Below are 19,471 nucleotides of genomic sequence, written 5' to 3' on the forward strand. Positions count from 1 at the left end.
ATAAGAGTTGTGGTGTCTCATTCACATTTGAAATGAATTCTAGTTGTACTATCTGATGGTGTTATCAGATATTGAGATGCCACAACTTTAACCTTAATAATGAGGGCGTAACTCGAGATCTATCTGCTCACCAATCCTCTGTCTTTAAGCATCGGTTCTATTTCTGGATCACGACCTGTAAAGTCTTTAAACATCTTATTGTAATCAAGCGTATTTCCAAGAGAGAGAATCATATCGCGGTAGCGCTGTCCGTTTTTACGCGACATGCCGCCATTGCTTTCAAACCAGGCAAAAGTGTCGTCATCGAGCATTTCTGCCCACAGATATGCATAGTATCCTGCACCATAACCACCGCCCCAGATGTGAGAAAAATAGCAAGATCTGCAACGGGGAGGGATTTCATAACCATCGAGTTTAGTCCGCTTGAGAGCTGCTTTTTCAAATTCATCAACAGATTTGATTGTATTATTGGCATTAACCGTATGCCATTCCATATCGAGTGATGCGGCAGCGAGCAATTCAGTTAGAGCAAATCCCTGATTGAAAGTATGTGAATGCGAAGGGAGATTTTTGATTTCAGATTTTAGATTGATGATGCTGATGAATTTTATAAATAAGCATCAACCTAAGTCTCATCTTAACTTTAAAATTCAATTCATCCAGTTGTCAAGAAAGTATCTATAAATTAAATCCCGCAGCAGTACAGATCTCCCTCCGGTCAAGCTGGAGGCATGATGCTGCGAAGCGAAGATTAAATAGTCGTTGCGAATAAATTATGAAGTCCTAATCTTTACGGTGAAAAAAAGACTATTTTTCTGCTTTAAAAAAAAATCGAAGCCCATGAACAAGATTTTTGACACTTACATTCCCGAAGGCTTTAACACCATAAGTCCTTATATATTTACCGAAAAGGCAGAAGACTTAATCCAATTTTTGAACGATGCTTTTTATGCCGAAGAGCTAAATCGGAGTATCAATCCCGAAAATGGAGATATAGCCAATGCGATTTTAAAAATCGGTTATTCCAATTTTATGATTAGCCAGGCGCGCGGTCAGTTTTTAAATATGCGCACAGCTTTTTATCTGTATGTAAATGATGTGGATGCACTCCATAAACCCGCAGTCGATCACGGAGCGAAAGAGGAATTCCCGCCGGCAGAAATGCCGTATGGAGACCGACAATCGGGAGTTGTAGATCCTGCTGGAAATTATTGGTGGATTTCTGAAAGAAAGGTAAAAACGGCTTATGAAGACTAAGGATTAGCTTTCGCGAAAGCGACGGGGCAGACACCGTAAATAAATATTAAAGGCTAACTCTTACCCGCGTTTTCATTGAATTATTAAAACCCCAGTTGGCTCCGCAAATCACAATATCGAAAGTTTGGTTTTCAACCCTGTTGACGAATATATCAATGCCTGGCGAGATATTATTTTCAGTTCCGTTTTGAATAACGGTGACCAACATTTGGTCGTTTTCCATATCTATCAGCGTATAGGTTGAAGTATAAATCCGCTGATCTAATTCTTTAAAGGTAAATCTAACCTTTTGAGAATTGTTGATCGTAGCAGTGAATTTAGATATCCCACCAGATGTTACTACTTCACCAATATTTGAATAATTTTGGGCACTAAGGTTTTGAAATAACTTCACTTCATTTATTCCCAACTCACAAGGCACATTTACATCGGGTCGTATTCCAACGCTCGAGGTACTGTCTAAAAATACAGGAATGGCAATGCTGTACGCAAAATCATTTGCTGCAAAAGCGTTTACATACAATTCAGAATAGGTGCCAGGATAGAAAGTGTTGCCGAGTATGGCGACAAATTCATCGCCATATAGGTACGATGTCAAAACCTGATTTTGGTCAATCTTGGGATTTGGAACACTGTCGGCACAAAAACCGAGATAGTATAACCCGCGTGGCCCTTCTGATATCAATCTGGCTCTAACTTCAATTTTTCCTCCTGAAGTTACTTTAGCAGAAATCATCTCAATCTGCGGCAAGTATTGTTCCAGCGCTTCGGGACGCTTTTCGCAAGCAGTCAAAACGATTATTCCCAGAATTAAAACGATGAGTTTAATCTTTCCCATTAATCCAAAATTTTAATCCGAATCCGTAATCCATAGCACTTAAATCAGCAATTCCGTAATAGCGTTTTCCGTAATAGCTAATTTCAATAAAGGGCTCGAGCCAATTATTTACCATATATGATGCTCCAACTCTCACCCGAAAACCGAGGATTGCTCCCGAGGCAGTTTCAGATTTTGAATACCGCTTATTTTTTGAATCATATACAGAGTCGTATGAACCTGCCAACACATCAGCACCAAGGTAAGCCTGAAATTTATCGAAATTTAAAAAATTAAGATCTGCACCAATGGCAACTTGAAATTCATCAAATTTCTTTTGCACCAAAGTACCGGGAAATACTGTAACCTGATTTCCCACATATTCTACCAAATAGTTTGGAATTGTATCAAACCGAATTTTGTGATTGATATAAATTATACCGCCTCGGGCCACTACCAAATTATTATCAGTAACCGGAATTGAAAAAAACAATTCACCACTTATTGTATTGCCAAGTTGTGGAGCTGTATTTTCGGAAACAAAGTATTTAAAACCTTTAATTCCAATAGCATTCTGGGCATGAGAACCCAATGAAAATAATAGAAAGATGGATGCGAGAAGCGCTTTCATAGCCAAAAATAACTGGCGCAAGATAGAATAATTTTGATTCTCAAAACCGTTGATGATCCAATTTTAAATATTGGAAAACTGTTATAATTTTCCTTGCATCACCAAGCGGTCATCCCAGACCTGTAATCACAAGACGGTCATCGAGCGGAGTCGAGATGGAGATGAGATGGATTCCGTACTTTCGTAAAAAAATAAGACTTAATGATTTCATACCATATTTCAGCGGCAAGCCCAGTTCAACACACTTTCAATATTACACTCACCTTTAAAGCTTCTCAAAAAAACACAATTATTCAGGTTCCTTTCTGGCGCCCAGGTAGATACGAAGCGGGAAATTTCACCAAAAATTTTATCGGTTTGCGTGCTTCCGCGAATGGTGAGGAACTAAAAGCGAGAAAAACGACCGGCCATACCTGGAACGTGGAAACTACACCGGGTGAAACGATTGAAATAAAATACGAATGCTATTCAGCCGAACTCACTGCCGGGAATACCTATCTGGATGAAGAGCTATTGCTGATTAACCCGGTAAATGCGCTGGTTTACGTTTTGGGAACGGAAAATGAGCCGGCTAATATTACCCTCGAAGTTGCAAAAAGCTGGAAAGTTGCCACTGCGATGATACCTCAAAAAAATATGGATAATGGAAATGGAATCTGGAAGTACCGCTGCGCCGATTTACAGGAGCTTCTGGATACGCCGATTTTGGCTGCCGAAAATATCGAAACGCTGACCTATCGCGAAAGCGGAATAGATTTTCATATTGATATTTATGGAGATGGAATAGCCGACAAAGAAAAATTTAAAGAAGATCTTGCTGCTTTTACACGAGCGCAGATTTCTGCTTTTGGCGAATTTCCTGTAAATCGCTACCGCTTTTTAACCCTTCTTTTGCCTCATAAGGCATATCATGGCGTAGAGCACGAAACCAGCACAGTTCTTATAATGGGTCCATCGGCTGAATTGCACAAACGCGAACTTTACAAAGAGTTAATTGGAGTCTCTTCGCACGAGCTTTACCATACCTGGAATGTAAAAAGCCTGCGCCCGGCAGATTGGACTCCTTACGATTTTTCCGGCCCCGACTTTTCGCGACTTGGCTATGTAGCCGAAGGGGTAACTACCTACATGGGCGACTGGATGCTCTGGCAATCGCGGTTTTTTTCGGATATAGAATTTCTAAACGAGCTCTCAACACATGTGCAGCGCCATATCGATAATGAAGGAAGGTTTAACTTATCCCTCGCCGACTCATCTATAGATACTTGGGTAGATGGCTATGGCCGTGGTACGCCGCGCCGCCGGGTAAGCATTTATGTTGAAGGAGCACTGGTATCGCTTATTTGCGACATCGCCATTATGAAAGCTACAAAAGGCAAAAAAGGACTTTCGGATGCCATGCGTTCGCTTTACCAAAAGGTTGGCGCCAAAAAAGGATTTACCGAAGCCGAATACTGGGATGAGCTAAAAACCTTTGCAGAAATTGACTGGAATAAACTGCGAAACGACTTAATCGACAGCACAGGAAAGCTGGAAACTTACCTCGATGATGCTTTTGCAGAAATGGGGCTTGTCCTTACGGCAAATGCGAGTGAAAAACCGTGGGAAAAGGAGTGGGGCGTAAGCATTCAAAGCATCAATGGGAACTGGGAAGTATACAATGTTTTGAAAAACTCACCTGCCGAAAAAGCGGCAATGTGGTTTGGCGACAAGATCACTGAAATTGGCGGAAGCCTTCCCGATGCATTTTTCGCGGCAGCGCCACCCAAAACTATGGATGGAATAAGCGTATCGTTGCAATCGGGCTTTAGAACGAAGACCGTAAGCCCAAAAGCGGACGGTAAAACCTGGATAAGAAAATACAAAGTGGTGCAAGATAATGACTCAAGCCAGGATCTCTTTAAGCGCTGGAAATTCCTTCTGGAAAATCAAGCGGTGGAGGTCAAGGGCGTTTTGTAGAGAGATCATATTATTGTCAAGAGCCGTTCTTAATTACGATTATGAATTTCGAATTACGAATGTCAAATTACGGGCATCTCGTTTCATGGACGCATCTGGCATAAGAAGCGGCTCTTGTTAAAATACAAAGAGTTTCACCATATGATTAGAATGGTTGAAAGCCCAATTCGTAATTCGTAATTATGTAATTCGAAATACCTCTTGCCTAAGCAGCAACAGCCACATCCGGCGCATCCATATGCCCAAGCGAACGCAACATCCCCAAGTGATCTACAATTGCTCTTGAAAAAGTTTTCTTTACATGATAAGGCACTCCATATTCTGCCGCAACTTCCGCAACAATTTTTGACACTTCTTTATAATGTACATGGCAAATATTGGGGAACAAATGATGCTCAACCTGATAATTTAATCCGCCAATGCACCAGCTTAAAAACCGACTATTGGGTGAAAAATTGGTAGTTGTGGCCATTTGATGAATTGCCCAATCATTGTCTATTACACCCGTATTAGTTGGAATAGGGTAGTCCAAATCTGGCATTACGTGTGCCGTTTGAAAAACAATGCTCACACTCAAACCTGTGATTACGTGCATGCTGATAAATGCTAGAAGAACAATCCACCAAGCCACCGGAAGGAAAATCATTGGCAAAACAAGGGCGTAAGAATAGTAAACGAGTTTCCAGATCGATATGTCAGTTATTTCTTTCCAAAATTTCTTTGCGCCTTTATAGTGCCCCATTTTATTGTATCGTACAGCATTGACAAAATCTTTAGCAGTAATCCACAGTAACGTACTTATTCCATAAAAGAACCATACATACAAATGTTGATATTTTTGAATCCAGTGCTTTTCGGCATGAGGCGAAAAGCGCAAAAAGAAAGGCGTATTAATATCATCATCCGAAGCGTCTATATTCGTAAAAGTGTGATGAAGTACATTGTGCTGAATTTTCCAGGTGGTGGCATTTGCACCTATCAAATTCATGGTGTAGCTCATTATATTATTCACTTTTTTATTTTTGGAATAGGAGCCGTGAATGGCGTCGTGCATTACACCCATTCCAATACCGGCCATGCCGATTCCGCTTGTAATATACAGTCCGAAGATTAGCGGAATACTTGAAACAATACCCGTACAAAGCACCAAGAGTGGCCCAAAGAAGAGCGTTAGCATAATGCCTGATTTAAAAAACATTCCGGAATTACCGTTTTTGCTCAGGTTATTATCTTTAAAATAGGAGTTGACCCGCGATCTAAGCGTTTTAGAAAAGTCGGTGGGATTTAAGGGTTGGAATTTTGGATTTGTCATATATAGAGGTGGCCATCGTTTATTTGACCACGTGTATGTAGTTAAAGTGCAATGGGTTGACCAATATATCAAAATGCGGTGAGGCATTAGCTATTGGAAAGCACGTAATTAAGAAGGTGTAAATATACGAAAAAGGTCTCAAAAGACACTGTATTTTAACCTTTGTAAACAAAAGAAGTTTGAGGTTAGATCCTGCCTATTTTAGATAAAGATTGAGTTGCATTTTTAAAGTCTCAAAAATTAATGCAAATTCACGCCGTAAAACTTTAACCTTTTCAGAAATGAATGAATACGCAGTAGATACTCCAGATAATTTGGTTGATGCCAAACGCCCAACCTTTTTAACCGTGCTTTGCATCCTCACTTTTGTTGTGTCGGGATACCACGTCATCATGGCGATTATCGATCTTTTCACATCTAAATCTTTTGATCCGGAACAATGGCAGGATATTTCCAATCAAATGGGCGAAGCCATGTCGGGAGCTGACAGTGCCTCGCAGGAAATGGCTGCGCAAATGATGACGGCTTTATCGTCAATGATGCAAGCCGGAATCGACAATGCAGTTGCCCTCGGAATAACCGCGCTTGTGGCTTCAGCACTTTCTATTTTGGGTGCTTACTGGATGTTTAAACTGAAAAAAATGGGCTACTACACCTATATCGTCGCCAAAGTAATTGGGATTATCATTCCAATTATCATTTTTGGAGTGAATATTCTGACAATTATGATGTATGGATTTATTGCGCTAATCGCCGTGCTATTTATTGTGCTTTATGGTATTAATAGGAAGTATATGCGCTAAAAGTCTCGAGTCGCGAGTCACTAGTCGCGTGAGGAGGATATAACTCGAGAGTTTCACGAGTAAAATGGAGAAACTATATGCGCTAAAAGTCTCTAGTCGCGAGTCACCAGTCGCGAGAGGAGAATATAACTCACGAGTTTTATGAATAGAAATGAAGAAACTATATGCGCTAAAAGTCTCTAGTCGCGAGTCACCAGTCGCGAGAGGAGAATATAACTCACGAGTTTTACGAATAGAAATGAAGAAACTTTATCTTATACACACTAATCTCTAACTCTGCGAACTTAGCATTAAATCTTTGCGTCTTAGCGGTTAAAAAAAGCTTTTTTGATTCAAATGACGAAGATTATTTTTCAACTGGAGCCGCCTACAGATTTACCCACTTTTTTCTAAATTAGATCACCCAACTGCAATTGCAGAAATCTCAACAGTAGCTCCAGCCGGTAAAGCACTTACCTGCACCGTTTCTCTCGCAGGAAAGTTTGAAGTAAAATAACTTCCATACACTGCATTTACTTCGCTAAATCTGCTCATATCGAGCAAGAATATAGAGCATTTTACAATATTTGAATAGTCCATCCCCGCAGCTTCAAGCACAGCCCCCATATTTTTCATTACGCGGTGAGCTTCGGCTTGAAGATTAGCGTTGTCCATTTTGCCGGTTGCAGGATTTATGGCGACTTGTCCGCTCATATAAAGCGTGCCGTTGTGTTGTACTGCTTGGTTGTATGGCCCGATTGGCTCGGGAGCTTTTTTGGTATTTATTATTTTCATGAAAAGTGACTTTGGATACAAATGTCGGAAAACATTTGAAAACTATTTTAGAGTTACAATTCAAAAGGTTTTACTTTCCTTAACTTTGCTCAAAACACCTTACTTTGAAAATTCATTTTAATGGTGCTGCGCGCACAGTTACAGGCTCTAAACATTTACTTGAAACAGATGATGGCCTGAAAATCCTTCTCGATTGCGGAATGTTTCAAGGCGGTGAAAGCGAGGGAGGGAGAGAAAACCGCCATTTTGATTTTGAACCCGGCGAGATTGATCTGCTTATTCTCTCTCATGCACATATCGACCATTCCGGACTGATTCCCAAATTGGTGAAAGATGGTTTTAAAGGGCCCATTTATTGCACAGAGCCTACACTAGCTTTATGCGAAATTATGCTTCCGGATTCGGCGCATATCCAAATGTCAGATTACCGCTTTTCCGAAAAAAAGGGATTGCTCTCGCAAGCAAACGAACCGCTTTACGATATTGATGATGTACTCGCTGCCTTAGATTTATTCCAAACGGTGAATTATAATGAGTGGCATCACCTGCACGACGATGTAGCACTTATGTTTACTTTCGTGGGCCATATTATAGGCAGTGGCTGCGTAAACCTGCGGGTAAAAGAAGGCCGGAAAACACATAAAATAGCTTATACAGGCGACATTGGGCGCAAGACCCACCGCATTATTAAAGGGTGGGAGCCTTTTCCGCAAGCAGAAATAATCATAACGGAAAGTACGTATGGAGACAGACTCCATGGCGACATAGCTACAAATGAGGCGCGGCTTCGTGAAATTGTGCACCAAACTTGCGTTGTAAATAAAGGAAAACTCATTATTCCGGCCTTTAGCCTGGGCAGGACACAGGAAATTGTTCACGCACTCGATAAAATGGAGGGCGAGGGATTGTTGCCTGCGGTAAAAGTATTTGTAGATAGTCCGCTTAGCACCAGCGCTACCGAAATTGTAAAATCCTTCCCGCAGTATTACAACAAGGCGATTAAGAAATATATGGAGCGCGATTCACAGCCTTTTGGGTTTTCCAATCTCCATTATATCCGCGATGTAAAATACTCCAAATTGCTCAATAACCTGGAGGAACCCTGCATTATTATATCGGCTTCGGGAATGATTGAAGCGGGTCGTATTATGCACCATGTTGCCAATAATATTGAAGATGAACGAAATACGCTGCTCATTGTGGGCTATTGCGAACCCTCAACACTTGGTGGTCGCTTGCGAAATGGCGCTAAAGAAATTCGCATTTACGGCCGCGACTACAAGGTAAAAGCGGCAGTAGAGGTATTGGATGCGTATAGTGCGCATGGCGATTACGAAGAGATGATTGAATATTTGAGCTGCCAGGAGCCGCATCTTATTCGTAAAATATTTTTGGTTCATGGAAGGTACGAAACCCAGACTACTTATCGTACACATTTGATGGAGGCTGGTTTCCATCATATTGAAATTCCGGATCAGGGAGATGTGGTGGAGGTTTCTTGATTTCAGATTCTTGATTTCAGATTTCAGATTGTTGATTTCAGATTGAGTACGCTTCAAGATTGTTGATTTAAAAACTAAAGATTTCTGAGTTTTTTTAACCGCCATGCCTTCGGCTTGATAAACTCCGAGCGCAAAGGCTTTACGCCAAGGTCGCAGAGGGAAGCCTAAAGATTCCAAGCACAGCTAAGTGAATTGCCTTATGCAACTCTCAAGCTTTGGTTCTATGATTCTACGTAGTAAAAAATGTTCGCATCAATCCTAAAATAGTTGGTGTCAAATAATCATGAAATTCTTAGATAGTAGATCTTGGAGTGTTTGGAGAAAAGTCAGGTTGTTCACGTATTAATTTAATTAAAGAGCCAAACCCAATACTAATTTAAAAATGTAATTTTGCGCCCGCCGTTCACCAAACACCAAGCACCAAAAACCAAAAACCAAGAACTAAAAACTCCCAATGCTCCAAGAAATAAAAGCCATAATCTCAAAAGACCTCCGAATGGAGTGGAGGCAAAAGCATGCGCTTGGAAGCATATTTCTATACGTAATCGCCTCAATTTTTGTGGCTTACATGGGCTTTAAGCAAATTGTAGATGTGCCTACCTGGAATGCGCTGTTTTGGATAATTGTTCTTTTTGCTGCTTTCAACGCTGCGGCTAGAAGCTTTTCGGTAGAATCATCAGGACGAAGACTTTATCTTTTCACCCTTGCACGACCTGAGAGTGTGATAATCGGTAAAATGCTCTACAATGCTTTTCTGCTTTTGGTCATGGTTTTTGCCAGTTTTGCGGCTTATGCGCTAATGCTCGGCACCGGCCCACTCGAAAATGCAAACTGGGGTAGCGTTGCTCTTGCCCTCACACTTGGAGCTGTGGGTTTGGGATTTACCCTTACCCTAGTCTCTGCGCTCGCCGCGCAAACCGATAATAATCTGGGGCTTATGGCCGTACTTGGCTTGCCGGTTATTTTGCCGATGTTGCTCATATTAATACGGTTTTCAAAAAATGCAATCGATGGAATTGCCTGGTCGCAAAATGGTGCTTATGCTTGGCAACTATTGGCAATTTCGGTTATGTCTTTGGGCTTGTCTTATATATTATTTCCATACCTTTGGCGCGAATAATTCGCAGGGAAAATTATGTCGAAATACTGGTGGAAAATCCTTTCTGCTTTACTCGTTCTAACCACGCTTATTTTTGGGCTTAGAGCACCACTTGCCCCGGGGGTTCCAATGGTTTCGCCCGATAAAATTAACAACGGCGTAACTTCCGTTACCATAACAGGTTACAACACCCACTTTACAGAAAATCCCGATAAGGTGGTCGTATGGCTTACAAATGGCGATGCTACATTTTGCCCTTACGAGCTCGCCGTTATTGACGACACTCATTTGCGCGTTACTTTCAGCATTACCGAAAAAATCGCCGATTCATTCTTTGACCTGTATGTAAATACGCCCAAAGATGGCACTATGTATTTGCCCAGCGCATTTTTGCAGAGTAAGCTCGAGGTTTCGCTCCAGCCCGATAGAACAGAGAATTGTGCAGTAAACCTTTCGGCAGATCCGGGAGGATTTAATTATCCCAATCAGCCCATTCTCAACGAAACGATTCGCAATATCTTTTACCACGTCCCCACTTGGTTTGCCATGTTGTTTGTGATGTCCATATCATTGGTATTCAGCATTATGAATCTCGGAACATCTAAAACAAAATACGATATAGCCGCAGAGAGTGCCGCTCATGTGGGTCTGCTGTTTGCCTTTATCGGTTTGGCTACAGGCAGCGTTTGGGCTCGTTTTACATGGGGCGCCTGGTGGGTTAGCGATCCGCGCCTCAATGGAGCAGCGATTGCCGTACTTATTTACCTCGCATATTTCATTTTAAAATCATCTGTTAACGATAAAGAAAAAGCCGCCCGACTCGGTGCCGTTTATAATATCTTTGCATTTATGATGATGATTGTATTCGTAATGGTGCTTCCGCGAATGACTGATTCATTGCATCCCGGCGTAGGCGGAAACCCCGCATTCAGCCAGTATGATCTCGATGACAATATGCGTATGATATTTTACCCCGCTGTAATAGGTTGGATAGGAATGGCCGTTTGGATTTTTCAAATTAAATATCGGATGGGAAAATTAAAATTTAAACAATTAATGCATGAACAAATATAGTTTAATAACCGTTTTATTTATTCTGGGTGGGTTACTGTCCGGCCTTTCGGCGAATGCTCAGGCATCAGGCGACTGGCTTGAAAATACAATGCTTACATCAGGCAAAATCAATGTGGTAGTAGCCGTGGTTTCTGTGGTCTTTGTACTTTTGGTCATCTATTTAATTTCCATTGACAGGAAGCTTTCTGAAATGGAGAAAAACGAAATAAAAAACTCATAATGAAGAAGACACATATAGTTGGAATTGTGATTATTGCAGTGGCCGTAGCTTTTATTCTTAGCTCGGTTTCTAAGTCAAGTTCGTATGCCGAGTTTGACGATGCTTTTAGTAATCCCGGTAAGGAATACCACGTGGTGGGTACTCTCGATAAAACGGCAGATATTATTTACAATCCAGAGCTAAATGCCAACCTCACCCAGTTTACAATGATAGATGGAAAAGGGGAGAAGCGCACCGTAATGCTCAACAAAAGCAAGCCGCAGGATTTTGAACGTTCAGAGAGCGTAGTCATCATCGGCAAGGCAAATGGAGAAAATTTCCACGCCTCAGAAATGCTGATGAAGTGCCCTTCCAAATACAAACAAGAAGGTAAGTTTAACGTCGACGAAACAGCGGCAAAATAATATTTGAATGATCAACTACGTGGGCGAACATACCTGGATAGGTAAGTTTGGAGATGCCCTGATAATAATTTCCATAACAGCGGCTCTGGTAGCTGCTATTTCTTTCTTTTTATCGTATCGCACCAAGCAAGATTCTTACCGCCGTATGGGCAGGCTTGCTTTTTGGGTACATTCGGTCGCGCTGGTTTCAGCGGCGCTCACCCTGTTTTACATGCTTTTCAATCAGTATTTTGAATACGATTATGTATGGAAACATGCCAATAGAGATATGCCTCTGCGCTATATTTTCTCCTGCTTCTGGGAAGGGCAGGAGGGAAGTTTTCTTCTCTGGAGTTTTTGGCATGTAGTTCTTGGAAATATCTTGCTCTTTACAGCTAAGAAATGGGAAAATTTGACCATGATGGTCATTGCAGTGTTTCAAGTTATGCTGGGCGCTATGGTGCTTGGGGTTTATATTTTCGATTATAAAATTGGAAACAGTCCGTTTACGCTTATCCGCCAAATGCCTGAAAATATCGGTCTTCCGTGGACTACCATGGCGACTTATCTCCAAGATATTCCAACCTTTCAAGATGGACGCGGACTCAATCCTTTACTGCAGAATTATTGGATGACAATCCACCCGCCAACCTTGTTTTTAGGCTATGCCTCTACCATTATTCCTTTTGCCTTCGTGGTAGCGGGGCTCGTGAGTGGTAAGCTTAGAGAGTGGATAAAACCGGCTCTTCCGTGGGCGTATTTTTCGGTAGCAGTACTGGGAATCGGAATTCTGATGGGCGGCGCATGGGCTTACGAAGCACTTAGTTTTGGTGGATTCTGGGCATGGGATCCCGTAGAAAATGCCAGCCTTATTCCCTGGATTACCATGGTGGGTGCAGCGCATGTAATGATCGTAAACCAGCATAAGAACCGCTCGCTTTTCACCGCCATTTTCCTTACGCTTATTACCTTTTGCCTGGTTATGTACGCCTCGTTTTTGGTACACTCGGGTGTTCTTGGCGATACTTCGGTTCATGCCTTTACAGGAAATGGAATGATGAAGCAGCACCTCTTTATGTTGCTCCTAATTGTTACGGTGTCGACTACGCTTTTGCTGCTTCGCAAGCAAATGAAAATGGTTTTTCTGGGACTTGCTTTGGTATTTATAATTATCGGTTGGTCAACAGATTATGAAATAGCGGCACTGGTTGCTTTTTTGGTCACAGCAGTAATTTTGATCATTGTGGCTTACCGCAAATTCTTTCCGAAACCAGCAAAAGAAGAGCCGCTTTGGAGTCGTGAATTCTGGATATTTATTGCCTCGCTGGTTCTTTTGCTTTCGGCTGGGCAGGTACTTATAGAAACGTCTAAACCCATTTGGAATATTCTGGCTGAACCCTTTGCCGGGCCACTGCTTAATTTATATCAACTTACTGATATTGAAGGATTCAGATCGCTCGCAGAAGGAAAGCTGGCGCCAAATAGCGATGTAATAGCTCACTTCAATAAATGGCAAATTCCGTTTGCATTTATCGTTACCTTCCTTATTGGCTTTGCACAGTTTTTGAAATATGGCAAGAACAATCTCGGTAAATTCTTTAAAAAAATAGGTATTTCGCTTATCGTAGCATTGGCTGTAGCCATTTTTGCCGCCATACGTTTAGATTATAAAAACGATGAATTTGTATTGACGATTCTCGTGTTTACTACCGTTTTTGCCATCGCTGTAAATGCCGATTACCTGTTCAGGACAATGGGAGGTAAATTCGATGAAGCGGGTGCAAATGTAGCTCACATCGGTTTTGCGCTGGTCATGCTTGGAGCGCTTATTTCCACATCTCGAAGCGATAAGATTTCCGAAAACGGAAGCCGGTTTAATATTGAGCAACTTAACGAAGATTTTAAAAATAACGAAGATATTCTGCTCTTTGTTGAAGATACTGTTCCTATGGGCCCCTACTTTGTAAGCTACGAAGGGCGTACGAAAAAGGGAATAAACGTTTACTACGAAGTAGATTATTTCAATAAGCTTCCGCGAACTTACAAGGAAGGCGATTATGTTGTGGCACGCGGTGCTATTTTCCAATCAACAGTAGATCATACTCCCGGTGCAGACTTTGTTATGGATCAGAAGTATTGGGAATTGGTTGAAGACCCGCGCAACGTGGATGTTGACAATGTAAAATCCTGGTCACCTTTCAAACCGGGAGAGAAAATTTTTACGCTAAATCCACGTATTCAGCTCAATCCCGAATTTGGAAATGTAGCCGAGCCTGCCACCAAGCGATACTGGAACAGAGACATTTACACTCACGTGCGCTGGGCCGAGCTTGAAGAAGATCGGGATGAAAATGGTTTCAGAACCCCCGTTGAACTCGATCTGGCGGTTGGCGATACGGCGTTTATCGGTGCTACTCAAATTAGGCTTAACGGTCTATCGGTAATAAGAGAAGATGAGCGCGAAAAGTATATGATAGGTGCCAATGATCTTGCAGTTAGAGCAATGATAGGTGTAAAAGACAGCCGTGGAAATGTGTATGAAGCCGAGCCGCTTTACATCCTGCGCGATTCTGTTCTGCTGGTTCCCGATCCGGTAATTCAAGACGAAACAGGTCTACAGCTTAACTTTACAAAGATCAATCCCCAAACGGGAAAACATAAATTTACGATTGCCGAACACGCGTCTAATCGAAAAGAATTTATTGTTTTGCAGGCCATTCAGTTTCCAATGATTAATATTTTGTGGATTGGCTGTATTGTTATGTTTTTGGGAACAGTAATGGCTATCAGGCACCGGATTAAAACTTCTAAAAAATCAAACTTGTCGTGAAAGAAATAAAGTCAGTTGCAATAGTTGGTGTAGGGAGGGTTGCAAATCATATTGCTACTACTTTGTACAACGAAGGTGTTGAAATATCGGCTGTTTATGGCCGCAAAACTGAGCTTGCGCAGACGCTTGCCAAAAAGGTTAATGCCCGCGTGATAACTGATATTTCTAAACCCATTAGAGCCGACTTAATCTTGCTGGTTGTATCAGACGATGCGATCGAAGAAGTGGGCAAGCAGCTGTCAAAATCCAATAAGGGAATTGTAGCGCATACCTCGGGTGCGGTTCCTATGGATGAATTGCCGGCAGATTTGCGTCGCGGTGTTTTTTATCCGCTGCAAAGCTTTAGCATTGACAAAAAAATTATTTGGGCCAATGTGCCCTTCTGTATAGAAGCCGAAAACGATGAAGATCTGAACGCTCTGGGTGGTTTGGCCGAGAGAATCTCTACTAAGATTTATGTACTAAATTCAAAGCAGCGAAAAATACTGCATCTGGCTGCGGTGTTTGCCAATAATTTTGCAAATCTCATGTTTGAGTTTTCTGATGAACTTCTTGAAAATGCAAATATTGACCGCGAAATTATGCATCCCCTGATCCTGGAAACTGCCAACAAAATATTGATGCAGCGCGCCAGTGAATCGCAAACAGGCCCTGCCTCTCGCGGCGATTTAGACACCATACGAATGCACCGCGAAATTTTGGGCGAAGGCAATATTTACCGTAAGGTTTACGATTTATTGACTACTGAAATCTACAACCGAAATCATGACGAAAAGCTATAAGGAGCTTCTACCGGCCATTACGACATTGATTTTTGATGTTGACGGTGTTTTTACAAATGGTACCGTGCAGATAATGCCTGACGGGCAGCTGGTAAGAACGCTGAATTCGAAGGATAGCTATGCAGTTCAATACGCCGTTAAAAAGGGATATTCTATTGTTGTAATCACCGGTGGAAATTCCATCGCTGTGCGAGAAAGCCTTCAGGGTCTGGGCATTTCGCATATCTTTATGGAGTCAAAAAACAAAGCTTTGGTCTATAATAAATTTTTGAGCGATCATGGAATCAAACCGGAAGAAACCCTTTATATGGGCGATGATATTCCAGATTACCAAGTGATGGAAAAATCTGGTGTCGCAGCCTGCCCCGCCGATGCAAGCGCAGAGATTAAGCAGATTAGCCAATATGTGTCGCACAGGAAAGGGGGCGAGGGATGTGTAAGAGATATTATTGAGCAAACCCTGAAAGTGCAGGGCAAATGGTTTGATACTGACGCTTTTGACTGGTAAGCCATGAAAAATTTTCTTCAGTTTGTAAAACTTACAAGGCCGCTAAATCTTTTTATTATAGCGCTTACCATGTGGCTTATGCGGTATTACGTATTGCGCCCAATGGTTGAGGTAAATGGTTTGCAGCTCCAGTTATCGCACTTCAATTTTTTTCTGCTTATCCTTTCTACCGTTTTAATCGCTGCTGCGGGAAATGTAATAAACGACTATTTCGATCAAAAAACCGATAGGGTTAATAAGCCGAAAGACATCATTGTTGGTGTGCATGTAAAGCGCAGAGTGGCCATGGTTGTTCACCAAATATTTAACCTGCTTGGTCTGGCACTTGCCGTTTTTGTGGCCTGGCGCATAGGCATGTGGAAATTGAGCATTTTGAGTTTCTTCGCCGCAGGCTCGCTATGGTTTTACAGCGTTCAGTTTAAAAAAGATCTGATAATCGGGAATGTTATTATCGCCTTTCTCGCCGGACTCGTACCGCTCATCGTGGGAATTTACGAGGTGCCATTGCTCATAAAAGCCTATGGTAAGGAAGTGGTAGAAGCGTATGCAATAAGTCGTCCCACCGAAGATCCTTCTGATTATTTCAGGTACATGTTTTACTTTATTTTCGGGTATTCTGTTTTTGCTTTTATACTCAATCTTATCCGTGAAATTCAAAAAGATATGGCCGATATTAAAGGCGATATTCGCATTAAAGCACGCACAATTCCTATTGTTTACGGACTGAAGAAAACAAAAATTATTACCGCGATTTTGATCGTTGGTACAATGATTTCGCTCGTATTTCTTCAGCAAAAAGTGGTTAGTGATAAGTATTCTTTCATCTATCTTATTGTAGCAATTCTTATTCCTCTGGCCATTAGTCTTTGGTATAATCATCGTGCTGTAAAGCGCCCCCAATTTGTAAAAGCCGGAAATTTTCTAAAACTTGCCATGCTTGGTGGGGTCCTTTACAGCATTGTTCACTATTACATTTATTACGCCGCCGATCTTGTTTGATTTAAAAGGAAACAAAATAATTCTCGCGTCAAAATCGCCCAGACGCCATGAGCTTCTCAAAGGTTTGGGTTTTGATTTTGAAGTGCGCACCAAAGATGTAGATGAATCTTTTTCTGATAGTCTAAAAGGTGCCGATATCCCGCTGTATTTGTCAAAAAAGAAAGCAGATGCCTTTGTGGATGAGCTTAAACCAAATGAAATTCTTATCACTTCCGATACCGTGGTTTGGCTTGGCAACAAGGTTTTTAATAAGCCCGAATCGGCAGAAGAAGCCGTTGAGATGATCGCTACATTGAGTGGAAGAATGCACGAAGTAATTACCGCAGTTTGTCTCACTTCCTTAAATACCGAAAAAGACGGCACAAGTAAGCAAGTCGTTTTTCACGATCTTACTTCCGTTCATTTTGCCAAAATTGAAAGAGCCGATATAGAATGGTATGTCAATAAATACAAGCCTTTTGATAAGGCCGGTGCTTATGGAATTCAGGAATGGATAGGCTACGCCGGCATTGATAAGATTGAAGGCTCATTTTACAATGTAATGGGGCTGCCTACCCAAAAGCTCTATGTTGAATTGAAAAAATTTCTGAACGTATGAAACTCGATATTCTTGTAATTGCTGCGCATCCCGATGACGCCGAACTGGGTGCCGGCGGAACCATTATCAATGCAATAAACCAAGGTAAGAAAGTGGGTATTCTGGATCTTACACGTGGTGAGCTGGGTACGAGGGGCACTCCCGAAATGCGCGCTAAAGAAGCAGAAGCAGCCAGAAAAGTCCTGGGGGTTCTGGTGCGCGATAATGTGGGTTTGCCCGATGGTTTTCTTGAAAATATCCGGGACTACCAAATGCGCATTTTGCCTTTTATCAGAAAGTATCAACCCAAAATCGTTCTTGCAAATGCAGTTAACGACCGCCATCCCGATCATGGAAAAGCAGCGAAACTTATTTCTGATTCCTGCTTTTTAAGCGGTTTACGTGCCATTGAATCCAACGACGAAAAAGGTCAAAAACAGGAAGCCTGGAGACCAAAAGCGGTTTACAATTTTGTGCAGGACAGATACGCGCGTCCCGATTTTGTGGTCGATGTATCCGGTTCGTGGGAAAAGAAAATGGAATCAATAAGAGCTTACAAAAGCCAGTTTCACGGAGTAGATAATTCCGATGAACCGCAAACACCAATTTCAACGCCAGATTTTATCTACTTTTTAGAAGCGCGTGCTCGCGAATACGGGCGCAGTATCAATGTAGCTTTTGGTGAAGGTTTTACTACTGAAAGACCGGTGGGAGTGAAGGGGGTTTTTGATGTTATTTAAAGAAGGGGGGATGGGCAGTTGCCCAACTAAGCGAAGTTTACCCCGTTTTTTCGGGGCGGCCTCACGAATTCCTACTTTTTATTAAAGTGGTATGAGTAAAGTCCTATCTTGGGCACTACAATTACATTGGAAAGGCTACGTAGTAGAGGTTACTTATCGGCTTCGGAACTCCACCATAAAATCGCTCAACAACGCAACGAACCGTCCCGCATCTTTGCGGGATGGTGTGAGAGGTGGTTGCAGAGTGGTTACTGAGCTTGTCGAAGTGCTTGTCGAAGTGCGCACTCCGTCCCTATTTAGGAGCGGAGCCGTCTACTCGATTGGCAACCGTTTTATTTATTTTCTAGTGAAAAGAATACTGTCTTTTTGCAAGGCTACCAGCCCCATATTCCTAGCAACCCAATAGTCGCTTATTTCACTTTGTTCGGGCATTAATAGATGGAGTACATCTTGATACTCTTGCTCATCTATCGTGAGGTTTTCAAGATTCTCGAATTCGATAACTGGATCAGAAGATGTTGTGTCATCTGCCACTCTTAACATCTCACCTGATGAAGTCACTTCAAACCAAGCATATATCTCATCAAATTCATAAAAAATGGCAGGACGATATATTGGGTCTCCGTCTTCGTCATATATAATATTGCTTCTTATATAATGAGAATCGTTTCCGTAATATCCAATATAGTATCGACGGCAATCGCAACTCCTATTAAAGCCACATTCTTTGGTCTCAAGTTCCGAAAGTATTCCCCTTTCTTTTGTAAGTCTCATTTCTTGATTATCGGATGAGAAAATGTAGACCGAATCAAGGGCTGGAAAAAGATGCCATTTAGCTATTTCCCTTGATTTGTCGAATGCTTCACATTCCTTTTCACGCGCACATGAGCTAACAATGAATGCCCAAACAAGAAGTAAAATTATTCGTCTCATATTGTCTGTTTTTAATGGTTGCCAACGTTTAGTATATAAAAAGTAGGCGATTTCGAAGCACCAAACTTTCGGTTAAGCACAAAGTTTGATACGAGCCAAAACCCTTGAATTTATTACTGTTTCGCCTATTTTTTATATACATTGTTGGCAAATCGTTTATTCTATTATGGTATAATATTCTTTATTGAACGCTTTTGAATGAGCTTTCAATTCATTTTGATTAGCTACCATGTGGAATTTATGCAAAGTCCTGAACTGTGACTTATGACAA

Annotated in this window: 19 protein-coding genes and 1 pseudogene; 14 read left to right on the forward strand and 6 right to left on the reverse strand. The window is 41.7% G+C overall.

Annotated elements, in window-relative coordinates; translation table 11 throughout:
• Positions 1-119: 119 nt before the first annotated feature.
• Positions 120-548, reverse strand: a pseudogene (locus tag G3O08_RS10585) (M3 family metallopeptidase); the annotation flags it as partial.
• A gap of 292 nt (positions 549-840) precedes the next feature.
• Between G3O08_RS10585 and G3O08_RS10590 the strand changes: the two are divergent.
• Positions 841-1,257 (forward strand): VOC family protein, encoded by a 417-nt coding sequence (locus tag G3O08_RS10590; protein WP_163285337.1) that lies wholly within the window; start codon positions 841-843, stop codon positions 1,255-1,257.
• A gap of 46 nt (positions 1,258-1,303) precedes the next feature.
• Here the strand turns inward: G3O08_RS10590 and G3O08_RS10595 are convergent, their stop codons facing one another.
• Positions 1,304-2,095, reverse strand: a complete 792-nt coding sequence (locus G3O08_RS10595; protein ID WP_163285338.1) for a hypothetical protein — start codon at positions 2,093-2,095, stop codon at positions 1,304-1,306.
• Positions 2,082-2,726 (reverse strand): hypothetical protein, encoded by a 645-nt coding sequence (locus G3O08_RS10600; protein WP_163285339.1) that lies wholly within the window; start codon positions 2,724-2,726, stop codon positions 2,082-2,084. Before G3O08_RS10600 ends, G3O08_RS10595 begins: the two co-directional genes overlap by 14 nt.
• Before the next feature lie 180 nt (positions 2,727-2,906).
• Between G3O08_RS10600 and G3O08_RS10605 the strand changes: the two genes are divergently transcribed.
• On the forward strand, positions 2,907-4,664 hold the full coding sequence (locus G3O08_RS10605; protein ID WP_163285340.1) for a M61 family metallopeptidase: 1,758 nt from the start codon (positions 2,907-2,909) through the stop codon (positions 4,662-4,664).
• A 205-nt stretch (positions 4,665-4,869) separates the two neighbouring features.
• Here G3O08_RS10605 and G3O08_RS10610 read toward each other — a convergent pair whose 3' ends face one another.
• On the reverse strand, positions 4,870-5,976 hold the full coding sequence (locus G3O08_RS10610) for a fatty acid desaturase family protein (protein ID WP_163285341.1): 1,107 nt from the start codon (positions 5,974-5,976) through the stop codon (positions 4,870-4,872).
• Positions 5,977-6,257: 281 nt separating this feature from the next.
• On the opposite strand from G3O08_RS10610, the gene G3O08_RS10615 reads away from it, so the two are divergent.
• The gene (locus tag G3O08_RS10615; RefSeq protein ID WP_163285342.1) at positions 6,258-6,779 is read left to right on the forward strand and encodes a hypothetical protein; all 522 of its coding nucleotides are present in this window, start codon (positions 6,258-6,260) and stop codon (positions 6,777-6,779) included.
• Between the two features lie 399 nt (positions 6,780-7,178).
• On the opposite strand, the gene G3O08_RS10620 is transcribed toward G3O08_RS10615, so the two are convergent.
• On the reverse strand, positions 7,179-7,553 hold the full coding sequence (locus G3O08_RS10620) for a RidA family protein (RefSeq protein ID WP_163285343.1): 375 nt from the start codon (positions 7,551-7,553) through the stop codon (positions 7,179-7,181).
• Between the two features lie 104 nt (positions 7,554-7,657).
• On the opposite strand from G3O08_RS10620, the gene G3O08_RS10625 reads away from it, so the two are divergent.
• The 11 genes from G3O08_RS10625 to bshB1 all read left to right on the forward strand — a co-directional run bounded on the left by G3O08_RS10625 (position 7,658) and on the right by bshB1 (position 18,267).
• On the forward strand, positions 7,658-9,055 hold the full coding sequence (locus G3O08_RS10625; protein ID WP_163285344.1) for an MBL fold metallo-hydrolase RNA specificity domain-containing protein: 1,398 nt from the start codon (positions 7,658-7,660) through the stop codon (positions 9,053-9,055).
• A 454-nt stretch (positions 9,056-9,509) separates the two neighbouring features.
• Complete coding sequence (locus G3O08_RS10630) at positions 9,510-10,175, forward strand: heme exporter protein CcmB (protein ID WP_163285345.1); 666 nt, start codon at positions 9,510-9,512, stop codon at positions 10,173-10,175.
• Positions 10,176-10,190: 15 nt separating this feature from the next.
• A complete protein-coding gene (locus tag G3O08_RS10635; protein ID WP_163285346.1) occupies positions 10,191-11,228 on the forward strand; it encodes a cytochrome c biogenesis protein in 1,038 nt (345 codons plus the stop codon).
• Positions 11,215-11,448: a CcmD family protein gene (locus G3O08_RS10640; RefSeq protein WP_163285347.1), complete on the forward strand. Its 234-nt coding sequence runs from the start codon at positions 11,215-11,217 to the stop codon at positions 11,446-11,448. Before G3O08_RS10635 ends, G3O08_RS10640 begins: the two co-directional genes overlap by 14 nt.
• Entirely contained in the window at positions 11,448-11,852 is a 405-nt protein-coding gene (locus G3O08_RS10645) for a cytochrome c maturation protein CcmE domain-containing protein (RefSeq protein WP_163285348.1), read from the forward strand. Before G3O08_RS10640 ends, G3O08_RS10645 begins: the two co-directional genes overlap by 1 nt.
• A gap of 7 nt (positions 11,853-11,859) precedes the next feature.
• The gene (gene ccsA, locus G3O08_RS10650) at positions 11,860-14,661 is read left to right on the forward strand and encodes a cytochrome c biogenesis protein CcsA (protein WP_163285349.1); all 2,802 of its coding nucleotides are present in this window, start codon (positions 11,860-11,862) and stop codon (positions 14,659-14,661) included.
• Complete coding sequence (locus tag G3O08_RS21720; protein ID WP_163285350.1) at positions 14,658-15,443, forward strand: Rossmann-like and DUF2520 domain-containing protein; 786 nt, start codon at positions 14,658-14,660, stop codon at positions 15,441-15,443. The genes ccsA and G3O08_RS21720 overlap by 4 nt, the downstream gene beginning before the upstream one ends.
• Positions 15,427-15,951 carry a KdsC family phosphatase gene (locus G3O08_RS10660; protein ID WP_163285351.1) on the forward strand — a complete coding sequence of 175 codons (525 nt, stop codon included), beginning with the start codon at positions 15,427-15,429 and terminating at the stop codon, positions 15,949-15,951. Before G3O08_RS21720 ends, G3O08_RS10660 begins: the two co-directional genes overlap by 17 nt.
• A 3-nt stretch (positions 15,952-15,954) precedes the next feature.
• Positions 15,955-16,950 (forward strand): geranylgeranylglycerol-phosphate geranylgeranyltransferase, encoded by a 996-nt coding sequence (locus tag G3O08_RS10665; protein WP_163285352.1) that lies wholly within the window; start codon positions 15,955-15,957, stop codon positions 16,948-16,950.
• A complete protein-coding gene (locus G3O08_RS10670) occupies positions 16,943-17,548 on the forward strand; it encodes a Maf family nucleotide pyrophosphatase (protein ID WP_239541147.1) in 606 nt (201 codons plus the stop codon). Before G3O08_RS10665 ends, G3O08_RS10670 begins: the two co-directional genes overlap by 8 nt.
• Positions 17,545-18,267 (forward strand): bacillithiol biosynthesis deacetylase BshB1, encoded by a 723-nt coding sequence (gene bshB1 / locus G3O08_RS10675; RefSeq protein WP_163285353.1) that lies wholly within the window; start codon positions 17,545-17,547, stop codon positions 18,265-18,267. Before G3O08_RS10670 ends, bshB1 begins: the two co-directional genes overlap by 4 nt.
• Before the next feature lie 336 nt (positions 18,268-18,603).
• Here the strand turns inward: bshB1 and G3O08_RS10680 are convergent, their stop codons facing one another.
• The gene (locus tag G3O08_RS10680; protein ID WP_163285354.1) at positions 18,604-19,200 is read right to left on the reverse strand and encodes a hypothetical protein; all 597 of its coding nucleotides are present in this window, start codon (positions 19,198-19,200) and stop codon (positions 18,604-18,606) included.
• Between the last annotated feature and the right edge of the window lie 271 nt (positions 19,201-19,471).

This window comes from Cryomorpha ignava, from assembly GCF_010686655.1.
In the GTDB taxonomy this organism is placed as follows: domain Bacteria; phylum Bacteroidota; class Bacteroidia; order Flavobacteriales_D; family Cryomorphaceae; genus Cryomorpha; species Cryomorpha ignava.